This window comes from Aneurinibacillus tyrosinisolvens (assembly GCF_001015055.1).
Taxonomy (GTDB): domain Bacteria; phylum Bacillota; class Bacilli; order Aneurinibacillales; family Aneurinibacillaceae; genus Aneurinibacillus_A; species Aneurinibacillus_A tyrosinisolvens.
On sequence record NZ_BBWZ01000004.1, the window covers coordinates 61,752 to 78,161 of the forward strand.

Here is a 16,410-nt window from a genome sequence, read left to right on the forward strand (position 1 = left end):
AAATATAGAATAGTCTAATAACAAATGGGAGAAGGGGGTGATATTGTGTTTATCTGGAGACAGATTCTACAACCAGTTCCTGTTACAGTGCCAATTCAGGCTACTGTCCAGGAGGTTTTACATACAATAACGAAAAACAAAATGGAACTGGCACTCATCGTAGAAGATGACAGGGTAGTAGGATATGTAGATCAGCCCTTACTTCTGAAGCAGATTCAAATGTCCTGTAATTTAGAACAGCCTGTTCAATATCAACAAGATATATTAAAGGTACCCTTGGAACACGAGATAGAATTCTATCATAATATTTCTGTTTATATAGGAGTTAACGAGCATGATGAGCTTGCTGGATATTGTACTATCCAAAACGCACGGCAGCGAATCCATGAACTCCGTCTTACACATTTAAATCAACTTTCTGCAGGAGCAGGAATCGGGATTATTACCACAAACTCATCGCTGGGGATTACCTTTGTTAATGAAATGGCGGAGAAAATTTTAGGTTTATCATCTTCTTTTTTGTTAAATCGTAATTATAGTTCCCTCATAGAGATTCAAGGTAATCTAAATGATGCTTTAGCAGGAAAGTCCTTGGTTAGTATAAATAGTTACCTTAATTTTAAACATATGATTGGAAACTTCACTCCTTCCATTGTCGATGGGCAGGTTACAGGATTGGTTCATATTTTTTTCCTGCGGGAACAGTGGGAAGAGGCTGTTAGGGAGTTAGAATTTGTGCGTCACCTCAATGAGGATTTGCAAGCGATACACTCGTCTTCTCAAGAACAAATCATGGTCGTTAACCCGCAAGGAATCATTATACGCCTCACTGGTACGTTCTTGAAAGATTATTGGCGGGCAGAAAATTCCGGTGAAGTCATTGGGCAGAATGTTTATGATTTGGAAAAGCAAGGTTTCTTTCAACCGAATATTGTAGAACTTTGCTTAAAAAAAGGAACCAAGCTGACAAGCATACAAGAAAGTAAAAACGGTAAACGTATATGGTCTGTTGCTACTCCTGTCTTTTATGAAGGACAAATCGTTAAGATTATTATCATTTCAAGGGATATTACCGAGGTAAACCAATTAAAGGAAAAATTAATGAAGGTTCAGAAAGAATCAGAGGTGTATAAACAAGAACTAGAGGAATTGAAAAGCTATACGATTAGAAAAAGTAATCTGGTATATCAATCTCAAGTGATGGAACGTGTAGTAGATGAGATTCGAATGGTTGCTGATGTTGATTCAACTGTACTTATTCATGGGGAATCCGGGGTAGGGAAGGAAGTTGTCGCTCTCGCTATACATGAGTGGAGCAAACGGTATTCACATCGATTTGTTCGAGTAAATTGCGGAGCAATTCCTGAGCAACTGATTGAAAGCGAATTGTTTGGTTATGAAAAAGGCGCTTTTACAGGGGCAGATTCTAAGGGGAAGCCTGGTTATTTTGAACTGGCTAATCAGGGGTCTATCTTTTTAGATGAAGTATCAGAACTGCCATTAAATATGCAGGTGAAATTATTGAGGATTCTTCAGGAACGGGAACTAACAAGGGTTGGAGGCACGAAGACGATTTCTTTAGATGTACGCATTATTGCAGCGACCAACCGGAACTTATGGGAATTAGTACAAGCAGGGAGATTTAGAGAAGACTTATATTACCGTTTGCATGTTATTCCCATTCTAGTTCCCCCTTTGCGAAAGCGGAAAGAAGATATTATGCCGTTATCTTTATATTTCCTGCAGCATTTTAATCATATTTATCATAAAGAAAAGTACTTATCCCAGGAAGCATTAGAAGTATTGGATAACCATCCATGGCAAGGGAATGTTCGAGAACTGCAAAATGTAATTGAACGGCTGATAGTTACTTCCCGGGAGGATTTTATTAATCGTGATGATGTTCTTTCCGTACTCTATGCTAATCAAAAAGGAAATAAAGATAAAGAATCTGTTGTGACATTGGAGCTAATGCCTTTAAAACAAGCTATAGCAGAGGTAGAAACGCAGTTAATCACTTTAGGATTGCAAAAGTATGGTACTGCAGCTAAGGTGTCAGAAATTCTAGGCGTAAGTCCAGCGACCCTCAGCCGCCGGATAAAAAAATTACTGAAATAAAGGGGGTGCAATGATGTTTACGGTCCCAGAGACTCATTTCCACTTTGGTGGTGACGAATATATTTTTGCGGAGATATCTAAAGATATGAGCGCAGAAAGCAATTTCAAAGCTTTAGCAATTACCAAAGAATTAAGGAGTCGGCAAATCCCAGGTGTGCTGGATATTTGCCCGGCAAATGCCTCATACCTGGTTCGATTTAATCCGGATATTATTTCTGCTTATGATCTGTTGGATTATTTAAAAGAGATAGACATTCTGAAGAGCAATCCGTCAGAGTTAAATTTGTCAATACGTATTGTGGAAATTCCAATTTGGTATGACGATCCCATTACCCAGGAGTATTCCAGGCGCTTTAAAGATCGTCATACGGAACCGCACCTAACTAATTTTGAATTTGTAATGAAAATTAACGGATTTCAACATAAAGAAACATTTATTGAAGCTCATACCTCAATGCCCTACCTTATTAGTATGATAGGGTTTAATCCTGGGACTGCCTGGGAATTCCCTTTAGGTGTGCCGCTTGAACAGGTAATTCAAACTCCTAAATATATTAGTCCAAGAACGGATACACCAAGACAAGCTGTTGGATTGGGAGGGGCTTTTACAGTGATTTATCCAGTACCCGGACCTGGAAGTTATCAGTTAATCGGAATATCAGCTGTCCCTGTCTTTCATAAGGATGAACAGCTGGAGGACTTTAAACATTCCCTTTTTCTCGCCCGGCCTGGTGATTTGTGGAAGCATCGCTCTATTACTGAATCAGAATACTATTCCATTTGCCGTGAGGTTGAACAAGGAACGTATCGGTTTCGGATGAAGGAAGTTGAATTTTCACCGGAGGAATACTTCCGGAGAGGAAGACCGTATATCCTTGAATTAATGGAGGGCTTTTAATATGTTACGAATCATTGAACCTGGCATAGAAACAACAGTTCAGGATCTTGGCCGATATGGGGATTATCATTACGGTGTTCCCCCAAGTGGGGTAGCAGACAAATATTCTTTTATAGCAGGGAATGTATTACTTGGTAATCCAATCGAATTCGCCGGATTAGAAATGACATTGCTTGGGCCTAAAATACAATTTGAAAAGGATACTGTAATTTCTATAACCGGGGCGCCCATGGAACCGCGAATTAATAATCAGCTTATCCCAATGTGGGAGAATGTCAGAGTAACCGAGGGAGATATTTTACATTTCTCTCCCGCAAGACAAGGGGTAAAAGCGTACTTATGTATTTCAGGTGGAATCCAGGTGCCTGAAGTATTGGGAAGCCGTTCTACATACCTGTACAGCCAATTCGGTGGTTTCAACGGGCGCAAGCTTATAGAGGAAGACCGTGTTCCCATTGGCGAACCCCTGCCGGGTGTGTTTAAACAAGTTGGCAAATCAATCGACTCCCCTTTTTTACCTGACTTTACAAAGTCGAATGAATTTCGTGTGGTTATGGGGCTTTCAGGGGCATTAATCAGTGATGAAGGAGTAAAATCCTTCCTTAATTCTGAATGGAAGGTATCCACAGAATCAAATCGGGTAGCTTACCGGTTTAAAGGTGGGTCCATTCGTTTCCAGAACATTAAAGCGCCGTTTGGAGCAGGAGACAGTTCCTCTAATGTTGTCGATATTATCTATCCTATTGGCGGGATTTTGGTACCTAATGAAGAAGAAGTGATTGTTTTATTACATGATGGGACAACTGGCGGGGGATTTGTTACGATCGGGACCGTTATTAGCTCGGATCTGGACCGCATTGCTCAATCCAGGCCTTTGGCCGCCTCTCGATTTTTGGCTGTCACCATGGATCAAGCTATTGAAGCCCGGATGGAGCGTCAGAAGAAAATTTATGATTTAGTTGAAACATTAAGATAAAGGTGGTTATACTGGCTATCATTCCATAAATAATTGGATTCGTAGAAGGATTATCTTCGATAGCCAGTACTACCAAAACTATTATTTTGCTAACCAGTCAACGATGTCAGATAGCAGTTTTTGTTTAGAAAGGCGAAATTGAATAGCCTGTTCTACTGTGACCGCACAAAAATGGATTTTCGCCTGCGCTCTGCATTGGTTTAAGAAATCAAGTTCCGTGCTGACTAAAGCACCGATAGTTAGAAAGCCTCCTCCGGTTGGTGCATCGTTTAATGGAATAATAATCTCCTCTGGATTTGTAACCATAATACCCCCTAATGGATAAGCGGTATCTACAATATTGGAAGAGTGACTGCCTGCACCGAACGGAGGCAGACTGTTCTCAAAAGTAAGAGGGCTGCCCTGCAGACGATAAGCGATTCGATTGGATTCTGGACTGACTGTCCACTCACTATTTAAAAATGTATGTAAGCCTTCATCACTGATACGCTGAACGGACATTCCTAAAACAACATGGAGTTCAAGATTTTTTGAAAAAGAAGGAAAAAAGGAATCAGGCAGAGTACGCCCTGCTTTTTCAAATATATCGGAAGATGGCTCCCCTATAGTAAGCTCACTGCCAGCCTGTATTTTCATTCCACCAACACTTACCTTCTGATTAATTACGTATGTAGACTTACTTCCCATTATTTCCGGTAATTGGACTCCTCCAGCTATACATATGTACGTACACATTCCTTGTTTAGCAAAACGAAAGGAAAGAATATCCCCTTCTCTTCCTTAAATCCCATCCGCTTCATTACAAACTCAAAATCAGAGGCGCAATTGTGTTGCGTTCTCTCTTTAAATTGTTGGGCATACTCATTCGTAATCGGGTCATTATACCAAATAGGAATTTCAACGATATGCACCTTTAGATTAAGCGCAGCCGGATTGTTTTTTATACTGTCAATTTCCCTAAGGTAATCTAACAAGTTATATGGCGGAATGATTTCTGGGTTATAGCGAATAAGATAGGAGGTATTGGCCGGACAAATGTCAATAATCCCAAGAATCTTCTGTCTTCGTAATTCGCGGGTAATGGATAGGGCTTTAAACGCGCTAATGGTACTCATTTCACGAGAAATCTCTGCATAAATATATTCATCACCGACAAAATGGAAACGGGTTTCCGCCAAATTTGTTTTATTGTCTTGCTAGTTTACATGTTCGGCAAAAAGAAAAAGTCCCAAAATTGCAAGAAGACTTGCATAAATGCAAGATAAAAAGTAAAGAGATATGTAGTCCGAAAGAGTATGTTTACACAAAATCAAAAAAATGCCATAAAATGCAAAAGAATTTTGGCCTGGCTTTTAACAATTTGTTATAATCCGACAAGAATTTAAGCTAGAAACGGGATTGGTAAATAAAAGCAAAGAAAGTGGGATGATGGGAAATAGTGTGGTATAATAAATGATAACTTTAAGGAGTTTTGAGTAGCTTTTGCAATTTTAATAAGTTCTTTGAGTGTTTACACTAACTTCTGTGAAAAGAGGAATTAGTATGTATGAAAATCTTTTAAATATATCTGAAGCTGCAAAGCTGCTGGGAGTTTCACCAAGTACACTACGACGATTAGAGAAGAATGGAGTTATCGAAGGTTATGGTTTAAAGGTTCTGTATACTCCTGGAGGACAAAGAAGATATATTCCAGATGAGTTACAACTCCTTTATTCCAATCAGGGATTTTCAGGACAGATCGGATTTGGTAAAAAACCGGCTCTTCTTATTCGCGATTTAACCGTAGCTTTTACTGAACCGCATTCTCAATTAGCTATTAAGATTGAAGAGCAAATTTCTGCAACAAAACAGCTTATAGAAGAAGCTCTTTCACATAATATACCGATTGTCTTTAGTATAACTATTTATGACTCGACGAATGAGGTATCTAAGTTGTGGTGCCAGAAGTTCCCATCTCTTCAAATTTTAGATCGCCAGAGTACATGGGTCAATATCCATCCAGCTCTTACTGATTATTCTTATGATATTATTAATCCTACAGTACATATTACTGACTTACATAATTGCGAAGTGGACGATTTTCTGAGGGAACGTCAGATTGATACTGTAATATTGGCTGGTGCTACAACAAGTGGAAGTATAAGGGCAACGGCTGTAGATGCCCTCCAAAGAGGATTTAGAGTCATTATTCCTAAAGAAGCTGTAGGAGATCGTAATCAAACCTTACAGAACTCGACATTGATAGATTTAAACGCAAGATATGCAGATGTAATGAGTCTAGATAAGGTACTAAAAGGAATGAAACCAATAATAGAGAGACTGGATTAGGCTTAGGAAAAACCGTGATTTATCTTAGGATAAACGCGGTTTTTTTCTTTTGAATTTGTTTATTAAATTCTAAAAATTATATATTGACACAATATTAAGTGTAATATAGAATTAAACCATGGAAGCTTTGGTAAGTTTGGTTGATTTAGAAAGTTTTTAATTGAATATGAACCTTCAGAAAGTTTACTCAGTAATTATGAAAATCTTTATTTTATTGAAGGAGGAAAAAGAATGGAAAAGACTCAGGTAGCAGCTAAATATTTGAAAACAGGTGAGATGTTCAAAGACAGCCTTCGCGATGGCCGCAATGTATATTACCAGGGTGAACTCATTCCAGATGTGACAGCCCACCCAGCCACTGGTGGTGGTATCGGCATCATGGCTAAAATCTATGACGCCCAGCACAATCCGGAAACGCAGGACACGCTCACTTATCTCAATTCGGATGGGGAACGAGTAAGCACAGCCTGGATGATTCCAAGAACGAAAGAGGACTTGAAAACCCGTCGGGCGCTGACCGACTATATCGCCAGGGAAACGTTTGGTGTATTTGGCCGTCCGTTTGATCTTGCCCCTCTCGTACCTGTAGGGATGGCGGCACACCTTTCCAAATTCCGCGAAAAAAGACCGGAGTATGCAGAAAATGTACTTCACTATATCGACTATGCACAGAAAAATAATCTAATGGGACCTGAAGTGCTAGTGGACCCTCAAAATGACCGCTCTAAAGCCGCTGCAGCGGGTGCCCGCCTATTCGATGTGGAACTGGGAAGCAAAATCAAAGGTGGAGAGTCCACACCTGCTTTGCTCCGAGTGGTGAAAGAGACAGAAGAAGGGATTTACATTAGCGGGGCGAAGGCGGTAGGCTCGATTTCTTCCCAGGGAAATGAAATGATCCTCTCCAACCTGATGCGCCCAGGTTTGTTACCGGAAGAATCTCTCTGGTTAGCAGTGCCAATCAATTCGCCGGGGATTCATATTGTCTGCCGTGAAACGGTCTCTGTAGATTCTGCGAATTCCTATGACCACCCGGTAAAATCACGCGGGGAAGAAATGGACTCCTTCCTGATTTTTGATAATGTTTTCGTAGAAAAATGGAGAATCTTTAACTACGGAGTTCCAGAACTTAATGAGTTGTATGGCGGTGTCGTATTAGGAGTACACTGGCACATCCTCTCCCGTTTAGCGGCGAAGGCTGAACTGTATGCCGGGGCAGCCCAACTCATTGTCGAGGCGCTGGGAACCGGACAAATCCCAGGCGTGCGTTCCATTGTGTCAGACGTTATCCAGTACGCTCAAACATTAAGAGCCTATGTATTAGCCTCGGAGGAATTAGCGCAGTTGACCGACGATGGCGTGATGTGGCCGGATGTCAATATGCTTACAGCAGGACGCCTGCATGGAATTCTAAATTACCCGCAAATTATTCATAACCTCCAGGAGCTATGTGGACAGGGACTGGTTATGAGGTTCTCGGAAAAAGACTATGAGCATCCGTACATTGGCGGAAAGCTAGAAGAACTTCTCTTCGGCCGCGGACTAACCTCCAAGCAGAAGAACCTCTTAATGAACTTTATCTGGGATATTACAACCGATTCCCATGCAGGCCGTATTGGTTTATTCGAAAACGTAAACGCGCTGCCGGCACCGCTGCTTCGTGAACGCCTCTACCATGAATATGATAGAACGCCTTTCATGAACCATATTCGTAAATCAATTGGTCTTCCTTTAGCATAAAGTTGAATCTATCCAGGAGGAATTCATCTTGAAAAAAAATTACCGGGTAGGACTTATTGTTCCTAGCTCAAATACAACAATGGAAACGGAAATTCCAGCTATGCTTCGTTGGAGAGAGCAAATTGATCAGGAATTATCGTTTACATTCCATTCTAGTCGCATGAGAATGAAGCATGTCACACCAGAAGAATTAAAAGCAATGGATGTAGAAAGTGACCGCTGTGCTGTTGAACTCTCCGATGCCCGATGTGATGTTCTTGCCTACGCATGCCTTGTTGCTATCATGTGCCAGGGACCGGGGTATCATATGGAATCGGAACAGCGGTTGTTTCAAGCAACAAAGCAAAACGGTGCGGCTACTCCAATCATTAGTAGCGCAGGTGCCCTTGTGGACGGAATTAAAACATTAGGAGCAAAAAAAGTAGCCATTATTACTCCTTATATGAAGCCGCTAACGAACCAGGTCATTGATTATATCGAATCAAGCGAAATCCAGGTGACAGATTCTATTAGCCTGGAAATTCCGGACAACCTGGAAGTTGGACGCCAAGATCCGATGCGTCTGGTAGATATTGTTGATAATTTGGATGTTAGCCAGGCAGATGCTGTTGTGTTATCCGCTTGTGTTCAAATGCCTTCGTTACAAGCCATTCAAATCGTTGAAGATAAGATTGGCAAGCCGGTACTTTCGGCAGCTGTTGCAACAGTGTACAACATTCTTAAAACCCTTGACTTAAAACCTTACGTACCTAATGCTGGAAAATTGCTGTCAGGGGATATAGCTATCTAATGTTTCCATTTGGGGGTGGCATACCTGGATATCGAGGAACTCCTTCAATTTCACGCGAAGATGTCTGATGATTTAAACTTCTATTACCGTAGCATGCAAAAATGTAATCGATCTGAACTGCTATTATTATCCAAGAAGGAACAAATAATGAAGGAAAATTTGCAGGAAATAAATGATAACCAGGAGAAAGCTCTAAAAGATATCGCTGAGGCGTTGGGGAGATTTAAAAATCAAAAAGAGATATGGATGAGAAAAATCCAAGCGTTAGAAGCGAAGGCTACCCAATTTACTTCCGATTTATCTAAAATGAGAGAAGGGGCAATATAATGCACGAAGTAAAAGATAGATTCCGTGAATCAATGAGTCGATTGGCTACTGGAGTAACCGTTGTAATGACTGAAATTGATGGCCGGCCTGGGGATTAACTGTAAGTGCATGCTGCTCAATATCGATGGAGCCGCCCCTTATTTTAATAAGTTTAGCAACGAAGGCGGCCAGCACGCAGGCTATTATCAATAACGACCGTTTTAGTGTAAGCGTATTAGCAGAAGATCAGGTTGAAGTAGCGAAAACAGGGGCGAAACCAGGTGTGCCAAAATTCTTTGAGGATTTTGTAGAAACGGAAGACGGTTTTAATCATAATGTTAAAAACGCCCTCGCAAGTATTCATTGTAAAGTGGAGCAGACCATTGAGGCAGGTGACCATACTATCTTTATTGGGCTAGTTGAGGACGTAATATTGGGTCAGTCAAAGTCTCCGTTACTTCACTATAATAGACAATTCGGTGTATTTAATACAAGTGTAAAGAGCTAATTAAATAAATAAATCTCCAGGATTGGTATACTAATCCTGGAGATTTAAGGAGGGAAAATCATAATGGTGGGAACTAAAAGAGATGAGGCCTTGTTTGAAGAAAGAGGATTCGGAAAGTTATTAGGTTTCGGTAAGAAACCATGCTTGATCGTAGTAGATATGATTAAAGGATTTACAAATCCTACTATGCCAATGGGTTCCGATTTATCTTCACAGATTGCGGAAGTTAACAAACTTTTAGATATGATGCATGTAATGGATCTTCCAGTATTTTTTACTACCATTTCTTATGATGATGATAAACTTGCTGATTCTGGAATATGGTACCAGAAGATGGAAGGGTTAAAGACGTTAAAAGCTGGCACTGAAGCTGTAAATGTTGATTCCCGATTAGATTTTCGCTCCGGTGATAGTCTAATCACTAAGAAATATGCCTCCGCTTTTTTCGGGACAGATTTAATCGCACGCCTTAATGCAAATGGGATTGATACCATCATAATTGTTGGGTGTACTACATGCGGCTGTGTTCGTGCTACAGCTGTCGATGCGCTGCAATATGGATACAGGCCGATTGTAATTGAGGATGCTGTAGGTGATCGTTCATTAGCATCACATAAACAAAGCCTATTTGATTTACGCCAAAAATATGCTGATGTACTAAAAACGGATGAAGTAATTGCAACAGTTTCATCTAAGTATGCCTCGATTTATTAAAAAACTTTAATTGATAAAAAAAGATACTTCCCCCAATCCTCTACTGGATAGTTGCTTAGACAACTTAACGAGAAAGGGGATTTTCCTTTTATTGTATTGAGCTGAATAGTAGGGAGGGATTACACTGAAGTTCTATAAGGATTTATTTCATCCAATAATGAGTGAGGTAGAACACGGTTCATATATAACGATTGGCACTTTTGATGGTGTTCATAAAGGTCATCAACAGTTAATATCAACTGTTATAAAGGAAGGTAAAAAGGAGAATTTCCCTGCTATAGTCATTACATTTGATCCTTTGCCGAAAGTGTTCTTCGATAACGCGGAGCCGCAGTTTGTTCGTTTAACGAGTTCTTGCACTAGGGCCGAGAGAGTTGCTTTACTGGGAGCGGACATACTCATTGAATACACGTTCGATCAAAGTTTTTCGAAGATTAGTGCTGACGATTTCATTAGTAAAATTCTTATGAATCTAAACCCCCAAAAAATTTTTATTGGGAAAGATTTTAAGTTTGGTTACAAAGGTTTAGGGGATTTTGCATTTTTAAAACAGGCGGGTACGAAATTCGGGTTTGAAACAGAGCGGTTAGAATTTATTAATTTAGATAGTGAACGTATCTCTAGCACAAGGGTACGTAATGCTGTAAGGCATGGTGATATTGAACTTGTCACTAAACTTATGGGTAAACAGCATGAGGTTAGCGGCAGAATTATACGAATGATGAATGGTATTAAAGTATTTTTGATGCCAGATCGCGATATTATTTTACCCCCTGCAGGAGAATACAAGGTAAGTATCGGAAGCCATAACAATAAGTATTTCACTAAAGCAAGGATTCTGGATACCAATAAATTTATAGAAGTTACCTTGGAAGAGGGAATGAATCATCATTTTTTCAAAGAAAACGTGATTTTGCAATTTTTAGAGCCTGTAACAGCGATAAAAAAGGAGAAAACGAGGCTAAAAGAGCATAAAGGACTCCGTTCTATATTAAATTAGATGTCGCCACCGGTTTGGTGGTTTTTTGTTATGGCAAAGGGAGATGATAATGGATGAAAAACTATACGCAAAATATTTTTTTCGTTTTAGCCTTCTTTTTAGTGGCCGCTAATCTGCGGCCAGCCATCGCTTCTGTGTCCCCTTTATTAGAAACCATCCGCAATGAGCTTGGCATGAGTAGTTTTGCAGTGAGTTTCCTAACTACAATCCCGGTATTATGCATGGGTATCTTTGCTCCATTTTCAGCCCGTTTGGGAATTCGTTGGGGAATTGAACGAATGATAATGATTTGCTTAGTAGTGATTGGAACGATGACTTTTATGCGTGCGCTGAGTTCATCCTCGCTTTTCCTGCTTGTCACTACATTATTCATTGGTATTGCCATTGCAATTGCCGGAGCTTTATTATCTGGCTTTATAAAACGTATGTTTCCAGCTCATGCGGCTTCTATGATGGGGGTATATTCTGTAGGATTAGGGGTTGGAACATCTTTAAGTGCAGGATTTACGATTCCGTTACAAGGTGTATTGCAAGGTTCATGGACATTGGCCCTGGCTGTATGGTCTGTACTTGCCATTATAGCATTGCTATTTTGGTGGCCTGTAATGGCAAAAGGAGCACAAAATCCAAATGCTGTCCCATCTACACAGGGTGAGGGAAAACTACCATGGAAAAATAAACGAGCTTGGCTTTTTACAATTATATTTGGATTGCAGGCCAGTTTGTACTACTCAATCGTTACGTGGTTGGCTCCGATGACCGAAGCATTGGGACTAAGTAAAGTGTATGCCGGGGTAGCAATTACCGTATTTACCTTTGTACAGATGATATGCAGTCTAGTGATTCCTATTGCTGTAAATTATTATCATCATCGACGTATCTGGTTAATTGGCTGTAGTTTGATTACGCTGATTGGTTTGGCGTTTTTTTTCTTCTCCTATATGATAAGTGTGTGGATTTCTATTATCCTGCTTGGTATTGGGCTCGGTGGGCTGCTTCCATTGTCAATGATGTTACCACTTTATGAAACGTCAACAGTTCATGATGCAAGTGCGTGGACAGCACTTGTCTTGTCCGTTGGATACATCTTTGCTGGATGCATTCCTACCATAATCGGTTGGGTTCATGATATCTCCGGCAGCTATCAGTCTTCCTATATCGGAATGACTATACTATGTAGCGTGCTGCTTGTCTTTTCATTTAGCGCTAGAACGGGTCAGGAACACAAGATTATGCATTCTAATAAAGAGGATAACAAGAAATTAACAGATAGCGACATTGCTAATTAATAGGTAGAAAACCTTACAATTGTATTTACAAGAAGCGAGCAATAACGCACACTCTTTTATAGGAAATAACGTTTAGTAATCCCAAAAACTTATTTTGCTATTTAATTTATTTTAATAAGTTTGAATATTGACACTAAGACAAACAGAAGATAAAATAAAACATGAAAGCTTTGGTAAGTTTAGTTAATTTGAATTAAGTTTTAATAAAAAAATAACTTTGAAAATTTTATTTGCTATTTATGGAAACAATTTCTACTTTGCTAAAGAGGGGGAGAAAGAATGGAAAAGACTCAGGTAGCAGCTAAATACTTGAAGACAGGTGAGATGTTTAAGGAAAGTCTTCGTGACGGCCGCAATGTATTTTATCAGGGTGAACTCATTCCAGATGTGACAGCCCACCCAGCCACTGGTGGTGGTATCGACATCATGGCTAAAATCTATGACGCCCAGCACAATCCGGAAACGCAGGACACACTCACTTACCTCAACTCAGAGGGAGAACGAGTAAGCACAGCCTGGATGATTCCAAGAACCAAAGAGGACCTGAAAACCCGTCGGGCGCTGACTGACTATATCGCCAGGGAAACGTTTGGTGTATTTGGCCGCCCATTCGATCTTATGCCCTTAGTGCCTGTAGGGATGGCAGCATACCTCTCCAAATTCCGCGAAAAAAGACCGGAGTATGCACAAAATGTGCTTCATTACATCGATTATGCACAGAAAAACAATATTTTGGGGCCTGAAGTACTGGTTGACCCGCAGAACGATCGTTCTAAAGCCGCTGCAGCGGGTGCCCGCCTGTTCGATGTGGAATTAGGAAGCAAACTCAAAGGCGGAGAGTCCACACCCGCCTTGCTCCGAGTGGTGAAAGAGACAGAAGAAGGGATCTATATTAGCGGAGCGAAGGCAGTAGGCTCGATTTCTTCCCAGGGAAATGAAATGGTCCTCTCCAACCTGATGCGCCCGGGCTTGTTACCGGAAGAGTCCCTCTGGTTAACGGTTCCAATCAATTCGCCGGGCATCCATATTGTGTGTCGTGAAACGGTCTCTGTGGATTCTGCGAACGCCTATGACCACCCGATAAAATCACGCGGGGAAGAAATGGACTCCTTCCTCATCTTTGATAACGTTTTCGTAGAAAAGTGGAGAATCTTCAACTACGGAGTTCCGGAACTTAATGAGTTGTACGGCAGTGTCGTATTAGGAGCGCACTGGCATATTTTATCCCGTTTAGCGGCGAAGGCTGAATTGTATGCCGGGGCGGCCCAGCTCATTGTTGAGGCGCTGGGAACCGGACAAATCCCAGGTGTGCGTTCCATCGTATCGGACGTAATCCAGTACGCGCAAACACTGAGGGCCTACGTGTTGGCCTCGGAGGAATTAGCGCAGTTGACCGACGATGGCGTGATGTGGCCGGATGTCAATATGCTTACAGCAGGACGCCTGCATGGAATTATACACTATCCAAAAATTATTCATAACCTCCAGGAGCTATGTGGACAGGGACTCGTGATGAGGTTCTCGGAGAAAGACTATGAGCATCCGTACATTGGTGGAAAGCTAGAAGAGCTTCTCTTTGGCCGCGGATTAACTTCCAAGCAGAAGAACCTCTTAATGAACTTTATCTGGGATATTACAACCGATTCCCATGCAGGCCGTATTGGTTTATTCGAAAACGTAAACGCGCTGCCGGCACCGCTGCTTCGTGAACGCCTCTACCATGAATATGATAGAACACCTTTCATGAACCATATTCGTAAATCGATTGGCCTTCCTTTGGCATAGTGAAAATTCTTTTACTTAGATTACTGTCGAAATGAGGAATAAAAAATGAACCAAGATGAATCTTTTGAACACTTATTTGTAAAAGGTGTAAATGCTAAAATCCACCTTATTACTAAAGGGGATAAGAGCGGCATTCCGGTTATCTTTTTGCATGGCATTACCAGTTACAGCTATTCATTTATAAAAATCTTAAATCTTATGCCGGAAAAATATTATACGTTATCCATGGATATACGAGGCAGAGGACAGTCGGATTCGCCTAAAAAAGGTTACATGTTAGAAGATTACACAGAAGATTTGCTGAATGTAGTCAACGCATTAACGGATAACCCCATTCCGCCGATTTTAGTGGGGCATTCCATGGGAGCCAGAATGGCTGCTGCTTTTGGAAGCCGTTATTCTTCATTAATTTCCGGCATGGTATTGATTGATCCTCCAGTCAATGGTCCAGGGCAAAGAGAGGTATATCCAAATCCACTGTCGATGTTTTTAAAACAAAAGGAGGCAGTTGACCAGGGGGAAATGGAAGTGTTCCGGGGGTTTTTCCCTTCCTTTACGGAAGAACAAGTGGCCGAGAGAGCCGAAGAATACCGAAACAATAGTTTGCAAGCCATCATTGAATCGTATGAATCGCTCTTAAGGGAGCCTTTCCAGGTGTTTATAAAAATGCTTACTGCGCCTGCACTGCTTTTGGCTGCTGAGTTTGGTGATACGATTCGTGAGAATGAACTGGAGGTCTTAAAGAGGCTAAATCCCCAAATGGAAGTGGAAAGAGTCAAAGGTGTGGGACACATGATATATAAGGATAATCCTGAATACACGGCTGATTCTATTATCTCTTTTATTGAAAAAACGATAAATCAATAAAATTGAAAGAGGTGTTTGTATTGAATCCTGAATTTAATGAAATGGTTGCTTTGTTTAAGGCAGAACTGGAGTTATGTAAATTGAAGCCGACAGAAACGATGGCTGTACTAACTTCCGGAGAGATTAGGGCAGATTATGCAAAAGCGTTTCTAACGGCTGCTTCTCAAATTGGCGCTAATGCTTTTGAATTGAAACTGCCGCCAGCTAACAGGGGCAATACAGGATCATTCGGTATCACCCCCTTAACAGACAATCGTGTAGCGGTAGAATGCTTGAAAAAGGCTGATTTGGTCATTGACTTAGTTCTCCTTTTATTTTCAAAAGAACAGTTGGAACTTCAAAACGAAGGCGTAAGAATATTGATGGTAGTTGAACCTTTCGATGTAATCAAAAGAATGTTTCCAAAAGAAAGTGACAAGCAAAGGGTGCTTTATGCAACAGAGTTGCTAAGAAATGCGAAAGAATTAAGATTCACAAATCAGGCGGGTACAGATGTTAGATATCAGTTGGGGCAGTACCCGATCCTTATCGAATATGGTTTTGCTGATGAACCGGGAAAATGGGATCACCTACCAAGCTGCTTTTCCGCAACCTCTTCCAATGATGGCGGAGTCGAGGGAATTGTTGTTATGGATAAAGGAGATATTTTGTTCCCCTTTAATCGGTACATCCAAGAACCGATACATTTAATGATAAAAGGGGGATATGTAACGAACATAGAAGGCGGGTTTGACGCCATGCTTATGAAGGAATATATAGACAGCTTTAACGATCCTCAAGCTTATGCAATATCCCACATTGGCTGGGGTCTTAACGAGCGGGCACAATGGCACAGTTTAGCATTTGATAATCAGGTGTTCGGCATGGATGGCCGGGCGTTCTATGGGAATGTTTTATTCTCATTAGGTCCTAATTCCGAATTAGGGGGAACGAATGATACTCCTTGTCACCTTGATTTGCCAATGAAAAACTGCACATTATACCTTGACAACAAGCTGATTGTTAAAGACGGAGATATTGTCATTGACGAAATGAAACCGATTAAACCACAGCTGGCCTAAACAAACTAAATATACTGCGAACATCATACAACT

At 40.9% G+C, this 16,410-nt stretch carries 15 protein-coding genes and 1 pseudogene; 14 read left to right on the forward strand and 2 right to left on the reverse strand.

The window, feature by feature from the left end:
* Positions 1–45 precede the first annotated feature (45 nt).
* The 3 genes from MBEAL2_RS05205 to MBEAL2_RS05215 are packed head-to-tail and all read left to right on the forward strand — an operon-like array spanning position 46 to position 3,992.
* Positions 46–2,118: a sigma 54-interacting transcriptional regulator gene (locus tag MBEAL2_RS05205; RefSeq protein ID WP_047151281.1), complete on the forward strand. Its 2,073-nt coding sequence runs from the start codon at positions 46–48 to the stop codon at positions 2,116–2,118.
* Positions 2,119–2,128: 10 nt separating this feature from the next.
* Positions 2,129–3,016 carry a 5-oxoprolinase subunit B family protein gene (locus tag MBEAL2_RS05210; RefSeq protein ID WP_236692692.1) on the forward strand — a complete coding sequence of 296 codons (888 nt, stop codon included), beginning with the start codon at positions 2,129–2,131 and terminating at the stop codon, positions 3,014–3,016.
* 1 nt (position 3,017) lies between these two features.
* Complete coding sequence (locus MBEAL2_RS05215) at positions 3,018–3,992, forward strand: 5-oxoprolinase subunit C family protein (RefSeq protein WP_047151283.1); 975 nt, start codon at positions 3,018–3,020, stop codon at positions 3,990–3,992.
* A gap of 81 nt (positions 3,993–4,073) precedes the next feature.
* Here MBEAL2_RS05215 and MBEAL2_RS05220 read toward each other — a convergent pair whose 3' ends face one another.
* Positions 4,074–4,727 (reverse strand): 5-oxoprolinase subunit C family protein, encoded by a 654-nt coding sequence (locus MBEAL2_RS05220; RefSeq protein ID WP_082129769.1) that lies wholly within the window; start codon positions 4,725–4,727, stop codon positions 4,074–4,076.
* Positions 4,706–5,170, reverse strand: a complete 465-nt coding sequence (locus MBEAL2_RS05225) for a carboxyltransferase domain-containing protein (RefSeq protein WP_052947489.1) — start codon at positions 5,168–5,170, stop codon at positions 4,706–4,708. Before MBEAL2_RS05225 ends, MBEAL2_RS05220 begins: the two co-directional genes overlap by 22 nt.
* A gap of 364 nt (positions 5,171–5,534) precedes the next feature.
* On the opposite strand from MBEAL2_RS05225, the gene MBEAL2_RS05230 reads away from it, so the two are divergent.
* From MBEAL2_RS05230 to MBEAL2_RS05280, 11 genes and pseudogenes are all read left to right on the forward strand, one after another.
* Positions 5,535–6,320, forward strand: a complete 786-nt coding sequence (locus MBEAL2_RS05230) for an isochorismatase family protein (RefSeq protein ID WP_047151284.1) — start codon at positions 5,535–5,537, stop codon at positions 6,318–6,320.
* A 231-nt stretch (positions 6,321–6,551) separates the two neighbouring features.
* Positions 6,552–8,057 (forward strand): 4-hydroxyphenylacetate 3-hydroxylase N-terminal domain-containing protein, encoded by a 1,506-nt coding sequence (locus MBEAL2_RS05235; RefSeq protein ID WP_047151285.1) that lies wholly within the window; start codon positions 6,552–6,554, stop codon positions 8,055–8,057.
* Positions 8,058–8,085: 28 nt separating this feature from the next.
* Positions 8,086–8,847, forward strand: coding sequence for a maleate cis-trans isomerase family protein (locus MBEAL2_RS05240; protein WP_201780806.1), 762 nt, complete (start codon positions 8,086–8,088; stop codon positions 8,845–8,847).
* 147 nt (positions 8,848–8,994) lie between these two features.
* A complete protein-coding gene (locus MBEAL2_RS30995) occupies positions 8,995–9,174 on the forward strand; it encodes a hypothetical protein (protein ID WP_152667710.1) in 180 nt (59 codons plus the stop codon).
* Between the two features lie 103 nt (positions 9,175–9,277).
* Positions 9,278–9,661 (forward strand): annotated as a pseudogene (locus tag MBEAL2_RS05250) (flavin reductase family protein); the annotation flags it as partial.
* A gap of 63 nt (positions 9,662–9,724) precedes the next feature.
* Complete coding sequence (locus MBEAL2_RS05255) at positions 9,725–10,375, forward strand: isochorismatase family protein (RefSeq protein WP_047151288.1); 651 nt, start codon at positions 9,725–9,727, stop codon at positions 10,373–10,375.
* A gap of 157 nt (positions 10,376–10,532) precedes the next feature.
* Positions 10,533–11,375: an FAD synthetase family protein gene (locus MBEAL2_RS05260; RefSeq protein WP_047151289.1), complete on the forward strand. Its 843-nt coding sequence runs from the start codon at positions 10,533–10,535 to the stop codon at positions 11,373–11,375.
* A 53-nt stretch (positions 11,376–11,428) separates the two neighbouring features.
* On the forward strand, positions 11,429–12,664 hold the full coding sequence (locus tag MBEAL2_RS05265; RefSeq protein ID WP_047151290.1) for an MFS transporter: 1,236 nt from the start codon (positions 11,429–11,431) through the stop codon (positions 12,662–12,664).
* Positions 12,665–12,943: 279 nt separating this feature from the next.
* Complete coding sequence (locus tag MBEAL2_RS05270) at positions 12,944–14,449, forward strand: 4-hydroxyphenylacetate 3-hydroxylase N-terminal domain-containing protein (protein WP_047151291.1); 1,506 nt, start codon at positions 12,944–12,946, stop codon at positions 14,447–14,449.
* Between the two features lie 45 nt (positions 14,450–14,494).
* Entirely contained in the window at positions 14,495–15,316 is an 822-nt protein-coding gene (locus MBEAL2_RS05275; RefSeq protein ID WP_047151292.1) for an alpha/beta fold hydrolase, read from the forward strand.
* 20 nt (positions 15,317–15,336) lie between these two features.
* Complete coding sequence (locus tag MBEAL2_RS05280) at positions 15,337–16,377, forward strand: 2,5-dihydroxypyridine 5,6-dioxygenase NicX family protein (protein ID WP_173427695.1); 1,041 nt, start codon at positions 15,337–15,339, stop codon at positions 16,375–16,377.
* Positions 16,378–16,410: the final 33 nt, after the last annotated feature.

What these genes read in the sequence shown, in the direction of transcription:
- MBEAL2_RS05210 (WP_236692692.1), top strand. Translation starts at nt 2,129, where the DNA reads ATGATGTTTACGGTCCCAGAGACTCATTTCCACTTTGGTGGTGACGAA.
- MBEAL2_RS05215 (WP_047151283.1), top strand. Translation starts at nt 3,018, where the DNA reads ATGTTACGAATCATTGAACCTGGCATAGAAACAACAGTTCAGGATCTT.
- MBEAL2_RS05220 (WP_082129769.1), bottom strand. Translation starts at nt 4,727, where the DNA reads ATGTGTACGTACATATGTATAGCTGGAGGAGTCCAATTACCGGAAATA.
- MBEAL2_RS05230 (WP_047151284.1), top strand. Translation starts at nt 5,535, where the DNA reads ATGTATGAAAATCTTTTAAATATATCTGAAGCTGCAAAGCTGCTGGGA.
- MBEAL2_RS05235 (WP_047151285.1), top strand. Translation starts at nt 6,552, where the DNA reads ATGGAAAAGACTCAGGTAGCAGCTAAATATTTGAAAACAGGTGAGATG.
- MBEAL2_RS30995 (WP_152667710.1), top strand. Translation starts at nt 8,995, where the DNA reads ATGAAGGAAAATTTGCAGGAAATAAATGATAACCAGGAGAAAGCTCTA.
- MBEAL2_RS05255 (WP_047151288.1), top strand. Translation starts at nt 9,725, where the DNA reads ATGGTGGGAACTAAAAGAGATGAGGCCTTGTTTGAAGAAAGAGGATTC.
- MBEAL2_RS05260 (WP_047151289.1), top strand. Translation starts at nt 10,533, where the DNA reads ATGAGTGAGGTAGAACACGGTTCATATATAACGATTGGCACTTTTGAT.
- MBEAL2_RS05265 (WP_047151290.1), top strand. Translation starts at nt 11,429, where the DNA reads ATGAAAAACTATACGCAAAATATTTTTTTCGTTTTAGCCTTCTTTTTA.
- MBEAL2_RS05270 (WP_047151291.1), top strand. Translation starts at nt 12,944, where the DNA reads ATGGAAAAGACTCAGGTAGCAGCTAAATACTTGAAGACAGGTGAGATG.
- MBEAL2_RS05275 (WP_047151292.1), top strand. Translation starts at nt 14,495, where the DNA reads ATGAACCAAGATGAATCTTTTGAACACTTATTTGTAAAAGGTGTAAAT.